The 12,899-nt window shown below is 35.7% G+C and carries 10 protein-coding genes, 3 pseudogenes and 1 other annotated feature; of the genes and pseudogenes, 9 read left to right on the top strand and 4 right to left on the bottom strand.

Features of this window, described 5'->3' with window-relative positions:
• Together ACP7AK_RS14905 and ACP7AK_RS14910 are read left to right on the top strand one after the other, a co-directional pair.
• A pseudogene (locus tag ACP7AK_RS14905) lies at positions 1–105 on the top strand (IS6 family transposase); the annotation flags it as partial.
• Between the two features lie 490 nt (positions 106–595).
• Positions 596–955, top strand: coding sequence for a hypothetical protein (locus tag ACP7AK_RS14910; RefSeq protein WP_034171706.1), 360 nt, complete (start codon positions 596–598; stop codon positions 953–955).
• A gap of 225 nt (positions 956–1,180) precedes the next feature.
• Here the strand turns inward: ACP7AK_RS14910 and ACP7AK_RS14915 are convergent.
• A protein-coding gene (locus ACP7AK_RS14915; protein WP_204470743.1) for an IS3 family transposase occupies positions 1,181–2,400 on the bottom strand; the annotation gives its coding sequence in 2 pieces (ribosomal slippage) (positions 1,181–2,124 and positions 2,124–2,400; 1,221 coding nt in all).
• Positions 2,009–2,125, bottom strand: a sequence feature (AL1L pseudoknot). It overlaps the preceding gene by 117 nt.
• A gap of 306 nt (positions 2,401–2,706) precedes the next feature.
• Between ACP7AK_RS14915 and ACP7AK_RS14920 the strand changes: the two genes are divergently transcribed.
• Together ACP7AK_RS14920 and ACP7AK_RS14925 are read left to right on the top strand one after the other, a co-directional pair.
• Positions 2,707–3,285, top strand: a complete 579-nt coding sequence (locus tag ACP7AK_RS14920; RefSeq protein WP_034171681.1) for a LexA family protein — start codon at positions 2,707–2,709, stop codon at positions 3,283–3,285.
• A 21-nt stretch (positions 3,286–3,306) separates the two neighbouring features.
• Positions 3,307–4,602: a Y-family DNA polymerase gene (locus ACP7AK_RS14925; protein ID WP_034171682.1), complete on the top strand. Its 1,296-nt coding sequence runs from the start codon at positions 3,307–3,309 to the stop codon at positions 4,600–4,602.
• A 27-nt stretch (positions 4,603–4,629) separates the two neighbouring features.
• On the opposite strand, the gene ACP7AK_RS14930 is transcribed toward ACP7AK_RS14925, so the two are convergent.
• A complete protein-coding gene (locus tag ACP7AK_RS14930; protein ID WP_034171683.1) occupies positions 4,630–5,004 on the bottom strand; it encodes a hypothetical protein in 375 nt (124 codons plus the stop codon).
• A gap of 271 nt (positions 5,005–5,275) precedes the next feature.
• Between ACP7AK_RS14930 and ACP7AK_RS14935 the strand changes: the two genes are divergently transcribed.
• The 4 genes and pseudogenes from ACP7AK_RS14935 to ACP7AK_RS14950 all read left to right on the top strand — a co-directional run.
• Positions 5,276–5,593: a plasmid mobilization protein gene (locus ACP7AK_RS14935; RefSeq protein ID WP_034171684.1), complete on the top strand. Its 318-nt coding sequence runs from the start codon at positions 5,276–5,278 to the stop codon at positions 5,591–5,593.
• A 2-nt stretch (positions 5,594–5,595) separates the two neighbouring features.
• Complete coding sequence (locus tag ACP7AK_RS14940) at positions 5,596–8,454, top strand: relaxase/mobilization nuclease domain-containing protein (RefSeq protein ID WP_425880183.1); 2,859 nt, start codon at positions 5,596–5,598, stop codon at positions 8,452–8,454.
• Between the two features lie 690 nt (positions 8,455–9,144).
• A pseudogene (locus ACP7AK_RS14945) lies at positions 9,145–9,354 on the top strand (transposase); the annotation flags it as partial.
• An 11-nt stretch (positions 9,355–9,365) separates the two neighbouring features.
• Positions 9,366–10,020 (top strand): annotated as a pseudogene (locus tag ACP7AK_RS14950) (DDE-type integrase/transposase/recombinase); the annotation flags it as partial.
• Positions 10,021–10,110: 90 nt separating this feature from the next.
• On the opposite strand, the gene ACP7AK_RS14955 reads toward ACP7AK_RS14950, so the two are convergent.
• Both ACP7AK_RS14955 and ACP7AK_RS14960 read right to left on the bottom strand, forming a co-directional pair.
• Positions 10,111–10,410, bottom strand: a complete 300-nt coding sequence (locus ACP7AK_RS14955) for a hypothetical protein (RefSeq protein ID WP_034171686.1) — start codon at positions 10,408–10,410, stop codon at positions 10,111–10,113.
• 2 nt (positions 10,411–10,412) lie between these two features.
• Positions 10,413–11,051: an AAA family ATPase gene (locus tag ACP7AK_RS14960; protein WP_034171687.1), complete on the bottom strand. Its 639-nt coding sequence runs from the start codon at positions 11,049–11,051 to the stop codon at positions 10,413–10,415.
• Positions 11,052–11,444: 393 nt separating this feature from the next.
• On the opposite strand from ACP7AK_RS14960, the gene repM reads away from it, so the two are divergent.
• On the top strand, positions 11,445–12,392 hold the full coding sequence (repM, locus tag ACP7AK_RS14965) for a replication initiation protein RepM (RefSeq protein WP_201773389.1): 948 nt from the start codon (positions 11,445–11,447) through the stop codon (positions 12,390–12,392).
• The last annotated feature ends 507 nt before the right edge of the window (positions 12,393–12,899 follow it).

Below are 12,899 nucleotides of genomic sequence, written 5' to 3' on the forward strand. Positions count from 1 at the left end.
GGTATTGAAGTCATGCGTGCACTACGTAAAGGACAAGCATCGTCATTTTATTATGGTCAGCCTCAGGGTGAAGTGTGTCTAATCAACAGGGTTTTCGGTCTCTAAGTACTTTTTAAAGGAAACATCATCGACTCAAATCTCTATTTGCAACAGTGCCGTCTTTTGTGTATAGCCGAGTTTTTTCCTGGCCAATTTGATTTGCTCTCCAATTTCTTTTCTACAAGCCATATTATTTTTCCACTTTTACAAGATTATATTCGCTATATAGCGAACTTTGAGTATTTTATATGCAATGTTAGCCATATAGCAAACATTAGAGTATAACTACTTTGTAAGTAAAGCCTGTAAGTATTTCATAATGGTAACTAATCCAACTTCAAAAATAAGACTTTTCCAGATTTAACACACTTTATAAAGCCTAGATATAGGCTCTAGGCTTTATATACCTATCATCAGCTTAATGTTCTTATTTAACTTGCCATCTAGGAATTTCAATTTTGGAATAATAAAAACTGGCTGATAGAATAAAATTTAGGCATATTCCTAATTTTAATGTAATGTCAAACAAACGTTTTCTTATATTAAGGACACGATCATGAGTCCACTTTCACAACAGATAGATAGGTCCAGAGTTTTGGCTAAAGCGGCATGGAAAGCTGCTGAACAGCTTGGACTAAAGCCAGAGCAATTTTTAAGAATTCTGCATCTGGAAGGTATTGACGGTAAATTTTCTGAATTACAAACCTTAGATCCAAATTCTCAATCAGGGGAAATAGCAATAATCGTAATTCGGATTTACAGAGCTGTTTATAGCCTGAATGGTGGTGATATTAAATGGATGCATCATTTTCTCAATTCACCTAACCTATTAACTGGAGGAGTTCCTATAGAACAGATGGAAAGTATGAACGGACTGATTTCTGTACTTAAGGCCGTAGAAGCTTTTCCATGTTGAAATACTGATTGTTTTATAAATTATTGATTTAAAAAAATACCAAGAGTTACTTGTAAACAAAAGCAGTATAGCTATCAGATAATATGGTCGGAAAAAGCCCTAAAGTATGCAGGTTATTGCCTTGAGCATCCCTCCCTTTCATATATGGACTCAGATCCTGTAGAAGCATTAAAAGGGATTATGTAATGAACCGTACCGGGTTTGTCGGAGACTTTTTTATTTAAGTTAGGCCACCTGACCTAACGGGTTAATCTTATCATAGTACATTGCTTCAAACTCAAAAGGCGATACATAACCCAGTGCATTGTGTACACGCTTTTTATTGAACCAATCTACCCAGTTTAGTGTCGCAAGTTGTACATCTGCTAAACCTTGCCAATCTGCTTTTAGATATTCAATCACCTCTGTTTTGTATAAGCCATTCACCGTTTCAGCCAAAGCATTATCGTATGAATCACCAGTCGTACCGACTGATGCTCGTAAATTTGCTGCTTCTAAACGATTGGTATAGCGAATGGAAAGATATTGCACACCTCTATCTGAATGATGAATCACATTCTTTGGCATGCCTCGATCATGCAATGCTTGCTCCAATGCATCGAGCACCATATCTGTATTCATCCGTGTAGATACTTTCCATCCAACAATTGCTCGTGAGAATACGTCAATAACAAATGCGGTATATACCCAGCCTGAATGAGTTTGAATATACGTAAAGTCACCCACCCATAGTTGGTTTGGATGATCAGCATTAAAATTACGTTTCACTAAATCATCTGCCCGTTTTTGGTCATCTCGGTTACGGGTGGTTTGTTTATTCTTACCACGCCAAACACCTTGTATACCTAGCTTTTGCATCAATCGAGCAACTGTACAACGTGCAATCACATAGCCTTCACATTTCAGTTGTTGCCAGACCTTACGCACACCATACCGACCTGAACTTTCCTTCCAAATTCGTTTAATTTGTTCAGCATGATGAAGGTCATGCAGATCCCGTTTCGCTCGATGTTCTGGATTGTCCGCGAGATCTAAAGTCCGGTAATAGGTTGAAGCAGCGATCGGTAAAATCCTACAAATCGCATCAACACCATATAACGCCTTATTGTTATGGATAAAATCCACCATTATTTGTGTGGGCGGTCGAGCTCCGCCTGGGCGAAAAAAGCCGCTGCTTTACGTAGAATTTCGTTAGCACGTTGCAGTTCTTTATTTTCGCGTTCCAGTTGTTTGATACGTTCTTGGTCTGAAAGCTGCTGTGCTTTAACTGGATTTTGTTGATCTAAGTATTTTTGATACCAAACACGTAGTGTTTCAGGAGTACAGCCAATTTTAGGAGCAATTGCTGTGATTGCAGCCCAATTCGATGGATAATCTTTCTCGGATTCAATCAATAATTGAACCGCTCTTTCTCTGATTTCAGGGGTATATTTTAATTTTGTCATCGGGATAGTCTCTCAGAATATTGACTCTCCGACAAACCCGGTACGGTTCATAAATCATAAATACAGATCATTTGAAAATTTCTAAGTTTCCATCAAAAGCTGTTTTACTACAGGATCTAAATTCATCTAATGTTCATTCATAGCTATTTTGTGTGCAGTCCACATGTAAAGAATTAAATCGAAAGAGCTAGAAATCTCCCTAAATTTATACTTTTTATATTAACCGTTTATCCAGATTCTATTGTTTTCCTAACAAAAGAAAGTTTACTATTTGATTTCGTCACAAAACCAAATAGTGAATGAGTCATGAACAACAAGCGTGGGGGAATCAGAGAAGGTGCGGGTAGAAAACTTAAATACAATGAGCCTACCAAAACAGTAAGAGTGCCTTTATCCAAGATCGTAGAGATTAAAAATTATCTAAATAAAGCAGAGAGCCAATGCCTTAATGATATCGATTTAATCACGCCTGTACAGTCATCTACTTATATGCAAATTCCTTTAGCGGCCGAGAAGGTTGCTGCCGGTTTCCCTTCTCCTGCCCAAGATTTTGTCGACAAGACATTAGATATGAATGAACACCTCATTAGTAATGAGGCAGCGACATTCATTGTAAAAGTAGCTTCTCTTTCCATGAGAGATGCTGGTATTGAAATTGATGATGAACTTGTCGTTGATCGTAGTCTTGAAGCCAAACATGAAGACATCGTTATCGCTCTGATCGACAATGAGTTTACTGTTAAGCGCTTGATGATTGAAGGTAACTATCGCTGGCTTAAAGCTGAGAATCCTGATTGTTCCAATATTTACCTCAGAGATGGCCAGGAGATGGTGATTTGGGGAGTAGTGACTTACGTCATCAAACCCTTCAGGAAACGTAAGTAACTATTCTCTTGGTTTCATCATATGGCATATACAAACAAGATCTTTGCTTTGGTAGATATCAACAACTGTTATGTCAGTTGCGAACGTATCTTTAACCCAAGTTTAAATAACAAACCTGTGATTGTCCTCTCTAACAATGATGGTTGTGCTGTGGCACGCTCACAGGAGGCCAAAGACTTAGGTATCAAGATGGGAGTTCCCCTTTTTCAAATTAAGGACATTGTAGAGCAGCATAAGGTCCAAGTGCTCTCAAGCAACTATGCTTTATATGCAGAAATGTCTCGCAGATTCATGAAGGTCCTGTCTGACTTTGTAACTCCTGAAGAACAAGAGGTCTATTCGATTGATGAATGCTTCTTGGACTTGACTGCTTATGCCAAGAAGTATGATTTGACTGATTATGCACAGACGATTCGTCAGCGTATTTTTACCTGGCTCGGTTTACCAGTATGTATTGGCTTAGGCAGAACTAAAACTGAAGCCAAAATGGCAAATCACATTGCAAAAAAGAACACCTACTTCAATGGTGTGTGTAACCTGGTTGCCATGGATTATTGTGCTATAGAAAGCTTATATGAAACGATAGAGGTAGGTGAAATTTGGGGTGTCGGTAGCAAACATACAAAGAAACTAAATAGTCTTAATATTTATTCTGTGCTGGATTTTGCAATGGCCTTCCCTTTCATGATCAGGGATCAATTTTCCATTGTTATGCACAGAACATTACTTGAATTACATGGTGTCTCTTGTATTGAGTTAGAACATACGCAAGCTCCTCGAAAGCAAATTGTCGCAAGTCGTTCATTTGGCCAAAGGATTTATCATATTGATGATCTAAAAGAGGCTATGAGTCTCTACGTCCAAGATGCAGTTGCCCGCTTAAGAGGTGAGAAGATGTTGTGTGGTTACATGATTGGTTTTGTACAATCCAATCCATTTGAAACACATAAACCTTATTACAGCAAATCTGCAGCACTTACTTTGCCAGAACCAACTGATAACGTTTTAATGTTGTGTAAGATTGCCACAAAAATGATAGATGACTTATATCAGAAAGATGTAGGCTTCAAAAAGTGCGGCGTAATATTGACTTGTCTAGAGCCCAAAGTTAACCACACTTACGACCTGTTTATAGACATGAAACAAATAACCGCAGGCAATAACCTGATGGATTCACTTGAAGAAATCCATCATAAGTTTGGAAAAACCAAGCTTGCTCTGGGTGCAAGCAGGTTACCAAATAGAAGCTGGAATATGTCTCGTAATCAACTGAGCCAGAACTACTTTCGATGGGATCAATTGCTTTGTGTAAAGTAATTTTTAGTGATTACTTCACACCATAATTTATTTTTTCTTCTTTAAAAACTCTTTTAAAGCTTCCTCAGTAATACCCACAAAATTGTTTCTTTTTAGAAAGTCTAGTACTTCTCCGGTTGTTGCACCAAGACCAAAGAGTTGAAGTAAAGTTTTCTTATGCTGAGTAAGCAATTGATTCTGTGTAATGGTCTTTTCATTCAATTCTTTTATATAACAAAGAAGAATATTTTCAAAGTTTTTAGAATCATTTTTGCTATATATTTTTTGATTTTTCTCAACATTTTTTGAATGCTTTTCTTCTTTTGTCGATACAGTTTCAGAAGTATTTTCTGTTGAGGAGTCAGAATTAATATTGTCTGGATTTTGAATATCAAGGTGTAAAATATTCTGGTCTTGTATCATGTTTTTTCCTCAAAAATAAATCTAGAAGCCAATTATTCTGAATATACTTCATTACAGAAATGGCAAAACATGACCATTTTTGGATTCTTAAATTACTGAAAAAAGTCATATTTCGCGATAATAAAAAAATATAAATCAACCATTATTTTCATTAACTTTAATTCATTCACTGACAGCCAATAAATACAGGATGGGATGATGTATATCACATCATCCATGTCAAATCTCGAGCTCGCGTTGCTCGGTCTCAATTTGTATACAGTAGAAAAAAATGAAAGTTAAAGCATCAAGAAATAAGCAGATCATTGTTCGTTTAACTGCAGATGAACATCAAGATATCAATCTTGCCTGCAAGGCATTACAGCTCAATCAATCTGACTATATACGTAAAAAAATTTTAAGTGATGACTACAGTCAATTAATCGATCAACGTGATATTCATACGATTAGAACACTTGGCATTATTCTCCCAAAAATATTGATTGAACTCCAAGATAAAGATTTGATCCCCGAAGAATTATGTGACCTTACAGAGCTCGTTCATGAGTTGAAAATCATTGTGCGTCGACTAAATGACCAGGTACGTTAGACATGATTATTAAAGTAATTCCAAACACCTTAGGCACTTCTGTTGAAAATCGTATCAACGGTTTATCAGACTATATACATAATCCAAATCAAACGCGTATCGACTACCTCAGTGACTATATTACTCAGTTGCACGCTAGCTTTAGTCATGAGCTCATTTCTGAAAAATGTGTTTACTCGAACTCACGTAACTTTCTGGATGAAAATATTGAGTATCAAAAAATTGAAATGTCACAAACTGCCAGTTTGAATACAAGGGTGGATGACCCAATTGTTCATATCGTCGGAAGTTTTAAAAAATTTGAAGTCCCAACGACCCAACAATTAGAAGAACAAATCGATATTTTAAGTAAACATCTCAAAGCAGATGACTTACAAATGCAGTATGCATTGCACATGGATACAGACAATGTACACTTCCATTTGATCATTAACCGAATCCATCCCTACAGAAAAAACAATCATAATGAACATCAAGCGGTGGATCTAGGAGATGGTTGGATCTTGAATGCAGTACATCGAGCTGTTGCAGAAATTGAGGCAAAACAGGGTTGGGACCCTGAACCAAATCCCCTCTTTATCTATAACAGTAAAACTGGAGAATGTGAAAAAAACATCAATCACATATCAAATCCCGATGCATTGAAAATCAGTGCAAAGATTCGTGATCAAGAACATCGACATCAACAAAAGAGTCGATTGAGCAAGGAAATGTCTGTTGCAAGCAACTATCAAGATGAGCTTGAAACAATCATTCAGCCCATTCTAAAAGAGGCAACTAGTTGGCAAGACTGGCATCAACAATTAGCATCTTCAGGAATTTCGTATGAACGTAAGCGTAGCGGTAGTATTTTTACGATAAGGCCCCATGATCAGGAGTCACTAACATTTAAGGCATCGTTATTTTGCAATAAACAAGTCACTTTAAAGAATTTGGAAAACCGTTGGGGGGAGTTTACACCTCATCACGCTGATCAGATCAAAATCTATCAGCCCAAATTGAATACGACAGCTCAGCACACTCCACATGAATCCTCAAAGATCTCTGCTTATCATTTATTCCAGAATAAAGACTTTTTGGTTAAGGAGCTTCATGACGCTTATCTCAAGATGAAATCAACTAAAGATGTTTATAGTCAGAATCGTCGATCCAAGTACCAGGATATCAATTTCGAGAATGAAATTTATAAATACAATAAATCTTCTTTTTTAAAACAACTTCAGAAAAAATTTCCAGAACAGGCTTCTGATACGATTTATACTCTATTACATTATCAACATCATACAGAACAACTGACAACCAGAGCCAAAATCAGGAACGTGTTTCTTATCCAAAATCAAAATTTAAGCCAACAGACTTCTGAAAAGCTATTTGATCAAAATTTTTTGTCTAGAAACTTTGATTCAACCCAAATTACCTCTTATGCTGATTTTTTAAGATTTATCTCACCCACCAATCCCCTATTGATACAACAACAATTTCTATTCGATCAACGTCAGTCTAAAAATTTTATTTATCAAGAAAATCCAGAAATCAAGACTGCTAAAATTTTGTTTGATTCGAATGATCCTAAAGAGCCCATTGGCATTCAGAATAGATATGGGATTCTTATCTTTAGTAATTATTCAATCACCCGGTTAGAGCAATGTATAAAGAATTTACATCCTGAGCATCAAGTATCAGTTCGAGGATCATCAGATTTTAAAAACTTATTCGAAATGCTTTCCCAACATAGATCAAACGAAATTCAAGATACAAACAAAAGTAGAACTCTCCCCGCTCTATCAAAATTATCCTCGGAGCAACTCGAAGCTGGATTTCGACAACTCTATCAACATTTTAAGACAACAGGCGAATGCCAAAGTACAGCGCTGATCAAAACTGGTTTACTACTGAATTGTTGTGGCATCAATATGAGCCAGCTCAAATCTAATTTAGCAGCAGGTATTCAAAAGCATCAATTGCCTCAGCTTAATCAAGAAGATCAGAGTATCTTGATACAAAGGCTGCATAACCTGATCTATACACAAGCCTCAAAATTAAATAAACAATATTTCAACTCAAATGACATCGAGCAAACCTGGCAATTATATTTTTCTTTAGAGCATCAGCATATGATCAACGAAAATTGCCATAGCCTTGTTACAACTAACGATGCTTCGCAACATTTAAGAGACCTCGCACTTATACCTAAAAATAAAGTGAACGAATCATATCAACAGACAGAATCTTTATCTGAACTTGATTACTTACAGATGTTTGAGTTTTATGAATACAGTCGAAAAGTTAAACTGCGCAAACAACAGGAATTAGAGCGGAATAATATCTTCACAAGGCCAAAAGAAACCTTGAAAGATTCTGATCAAATTTTACAGTCAGCCTACCCTATTAAAAAATATCGTATCGAATACAAATTTGGAGAAACATTTTATATCGATCAAGAGAAAGTCGCTTTTTTTGAAAGCAAAAATACTTTAGATATTACCGTAGTCAGCCAAAAGCGTGACCATATTCACGATGCCTTGTTATTGGCTAGAGATAAATTTGGGGTTGTATGGGTGTCCGGTACAGATGACTTTAAAAGACAGGTGCAAGAAATTGCACGTGCAACAAATATAAGAATCGAATTTGACCACCCATTAGTAATAGATCGTCAAGTTGAAAGCTCAGCGACCGACAAGATAGATCACAATATTGTGCACCAAATAAATGAGTACAAGACTGTTATTCCTAATTCTCCTCCAACATCACCAACTATAGAAGATCAAACAGACCTCATCAATAAAGAGAAATCTACAACATTAGACAAAAATTCTAAGAGTCTAAACCATACAAATGATAGCCTTGATTTTGGTTTCTAATACTCTTAAATAGAATTCAGGAAGAATGAATAATTTTCTAAAAAAAACTAGATTTTTCATCTTTATTGAGTTATAAAATCAATAGCCCCCTAGTTTTATAACAGACTAGTTGGTTAGCTAGAATTAAGGCTAGCGGGAGAAAGTCACTCTTATTTAAAGACATGAAAGGATAACTCGTTTTTTACGTGTTTTTCGTGTGCTTTAAATATAGTGAAATCTTCGCAACTATACAATACATTTCTTCTTAATATTCTTCATAAATTGGTTCACAATTCATCGGATAGCTTTACTGTCTCTTTTATTAATATAAATAATTCTAAGATGTTAGAAATATTTTGTGACTCCGTTCTTTCATTTCATTTTTTTGGATACAAGTATATCGGTAATAAATACTATAAAGTACATAATGGTTTAATTTTTAGCTACACTGTAGACCACGGGGAAAAAATTATTACTTTTAAATGTGATTTAAAAAAAGAAATATCTGGGTTAGACTTAATCACTAAAAAATTGTATTTAAATCGAATTTTATTCAATAGCAATTAAAATTAGTCAAATTAATACTGAAAAGTTAATTTAACTATTTTTTCGTTATTTCTTTTGTAAGAAGTCCGCTGAACACACCTTATGAATTCATCCTATAAGCCTTAATTTAAGTCCCCACTTAAAAACAAGTAGGGACTTAAATTTATCACTACAAATAATCAGACATCCATCGAATCTCTTGCGAAAAAACGAAGAACATACAGTGCTGAATTTAAACAGCAGATCGTTCAGGCTTGTAAGGCCCCGGACGTTTCAATTGCTTCGGTCGCTTTGCAACATGGATTGAATACAAATCTTGTATCCAAATGGATTCGCTTAATTGATGGTAAGCTAGGGAATGATCGCTCACCACTCTGGCTTTAGCTTACCGCATTTACTGTGAGTTGGCACTGAATCTGCGTATTAAACTGAGAAGAAGACTAAAACGGCATGCACCTGAACCATTGAAAGAACCAATCCGAGAAAATCAGGTTTGGTCATTAGATTTTATACATGATCAGCTTTCCGATGGTCGCAAGTTTCGATTATTGAATGTGATTGATGATTACCGCCGCCAAGGCCTAGCCATTGAGTCAGGGTTCTCATTGCCCACAATCAGGATTATTCGTACGTTGAATCAATTGCTGGAGTAGAGAGAAAACCATTAGTGATCCGATGCGATAATGGTCCCGAATTTATCAGTCACGAATTTGTGCGCTGGGCTACTGAGCACGGTATTCGTATTGAATATATTCAACCGGGTAAACCACAGCAGAATGCGTATATTGAACGCTATAATCGGACCATACGTTATATAGCTGAATTCTAAAAGGTATAGCACCCAAATATTTTCGTAAGATACCATTTCATAAGGATTTTACTGTGCTACTCAATTTTATAATCAACTATAGTTGGCTGAGCAAGCATTTGTTTGATACATTGGAAGAAGTTTAGGATTACGTAACTGATTGGCTGTGGCATTACAATCATGAAAGACCACACCAAGCTAACAAAGGAAAGTTATCTTTAATGGCTGCTTAACCTCTACTTTTAACTTCGGTTATTTATTTATGGGAGGATTACCCACGGATTTAACTGAATAGACCACTTTCCACTTTATCCCCCCCTATTTTATTTAAAACTTTTATCAATCAGCTGCTTAAAATCTTCTAAATTCTGCTCTGCCAGTGACTCTAAAGCTATTCTTACAATACTAGATCTGTTAACACGAGCGTTATTACTTTTGATAATTAGCTCATCAATTAATTCACTTAATTCTTGGTTTAAAGAAAAGGTACAACGAACGAATTTCTTTTGTGAAACTTCTAGATCCTTAACTCTTTTATCAGCTCCAGATATGAAATTTTCAACCAGTTTATCCTGATCTGAAAGCTCGTCAGTTTTCTTTTTTAAACCGCTAAGACCTGCCATAGTTATACTCCTAAAAACTCTTGAGCTATCCCTTCAATTTCTGCTTTTGCTTTAAAATCACTTGTTACTTCAAAAACAGATAGGCCATTTTCATCTGCATCATCATAAACATTTCGATTTGTCGTAATTTGGTCTAAGGCTTTTATTCCGAACGATATACAGGCTTCTTTAGCATCTAGAATTCGCTGTACTTGTGACGGTAATGTTGGGCATTGTGTAATGATTGCTCTTGCATTCAAATCTGGATTCACTGCTCGCGCCAGTTTTAATACTTGCTCCATATGATCCAAAGTCTTTAGATCTCTACGTTTAGGCCTAAAAGGCAATAGCATATGTGTTGCTATAGTCATAGCAGAACGCAATGCTTCCGAATCTTGCCCACCAGCATCAATGATAATATCTTCATATCTTTTTGATAAATCTTTTAAAACTTGACGAATATTGCCTGAAGCTTGTACAGATGGAATATTCTTTAAATCCTCATTCTCATCACGCTCTTTAATCCAGTCAGTAGTTGTACCTTGAGGATCTGCATCTAGAAGAAGAACATCTCTATTCTTTTTTTGTAAATAAACCGCTAAGTTTTGGGCAAGGCAGCTTTTACCAGCTCCGCCTTTTTCACCACCTACTAAAATAATCATAAGTTATGTAAGTTACGTAATTTTGTTAAAAACAATGTACAAGTTTCAATCTCCTGAATCAACTATTGTGAAAAATAAAGTTAAAAAATAAAGTTATCCACAAGTAATGCTCTTTTTTAATTTTATATATATTTTTAAATTTATATTTATAGGACCTTTGTATGCCTTATGTAGTCTAATTCTCAGAGGATTTATATGGACGTTTTCCTGACAATAAGTGGACATTTTCCTTTATTTAAATGGACGTTTTCCTGACAATAAGTGGACATTTTCCTTTATTTAAATGGACGTTTTCCTGATATAAATGGACGTTTTCCTGGCATAAATAGATCTTCCATTAATGGTCATTAAGTGTTAATGTCCATTAATGATATTTGTTTCTCTAATCACAATATGGCAAATCTAATTTATAAAGATAATAACTTGATTGAAGCATCTTATGCGTTGACTTTGTCTGAACAACGCTTAATTTTAGTTGCGATTATTGCAGCTAGGGAAATTGAAAAAGAGCTTACATCGGATACCTTGCTAACAATACATGCATCTGAATACATGAAGCACTTTAATTTGGGTCGTCAAGCGGCCTATGAGGCTCTTCAGGGAGCGTGTGATAACTTGTTTGAACGTAGACTCACCTATAAGGCCATAGATCCTGTTACAGGTAAGCCAGCGGTCTACAAAAGCCGTTGGGTATCAAAAGTTGGCTATGTTAAAGAAGCTGCATGCGCTCAACTAATTTTTGCTCCTGATATTTTACAGCTTTTTGTAAAACTTGAAGAAAAATTTACCCGTTATGAATTAAAGCAAATTTCTCAATTATCTAGCGTATACGCTATACGGCTGTATGAACTTTTGATTAGATGGCGTAGCAAAGGCAAGCTATATATTAGTATGGTTGAATTGCGTGATAAGTTAGGTTTACTTGAAAATGAATATAAAACCATGGGCGATTTTAAAAAGCGTGTATTGACGGTTGCCATAGATCAAATTAATAAACTTACTGATATCGACGTAAGTTATGAGCAGAAAAAAGAAGGAAGAACAATTACACATATCGAATTTTCTTTTAATCAAAAAGCTTCCTTAATTGTTAGTGATAAGGTACTGGAACCGACATATCAGTTGACACCAAAACAATCTATATTTTTCGCTCAAAAATTGTGTGACCTTATCAAATATCCCGAATTCGGGGGAAAATATGCCAATGTAGGTGAAGAGATCGAAGCGTTTAAAGAAAGGATTTCACTTGAACTTCTCGACCCTGAAAAGGTAAAAAAGTATTATCCTGATTTGTTAAAAGTGGGCTATAAAGAAAAATATAAATCAGAAAAGTTATCATAACCTGAATAATAGAAATTCTTATTTTGAACACTACTAACCTATAGAAAAAAATTTAGTCTGTCTTGGTAACCCTAATTCTATAATTTGGTCTTTATTGAGAAGTGTCCATTTTAATTGGAAGGCTATTACATGAACGGTTAGCAGCTGATCTATAAGGAATATTAAATTATAAAGTTACATAACTTACGCAACTTATGAACTTATGTAATCCTGAAGAGAGTGATGAGATGGAAACCTCTCCCGGTCATGCTTGTCAGGGATTTGTCCATATATGGAAGCGCAGTGCTGAAAACTAAGGATCCATCTAATGAGAAGAGCTGCCCGGGATTAATCTGCCAGGAATATTAAATTATAAAGTTACATAACTTACGCAACTTATGAACTTATGTAATCCTGAAGAGAGTGATGAGATGGAAACCTCTCCCGGTCATGCTTGTCAGGGATTTGTCCATATATGGAAGTGCAGTGCTGAAAACTAAGGATCCATCTAATGAGAAGAACTGCCCG

Origin of the sequence: Acinetobacter sp. TWP2-2-3 (assembly GCF_049896445.1) — a bacterium.
In the GTDB taxonomy this organism is placed as follows: Bacteria; Pseudomonadota; Gammaproteobacteria; order Pseudomonadales; family Moraxellaceae; genus Acinetobacter.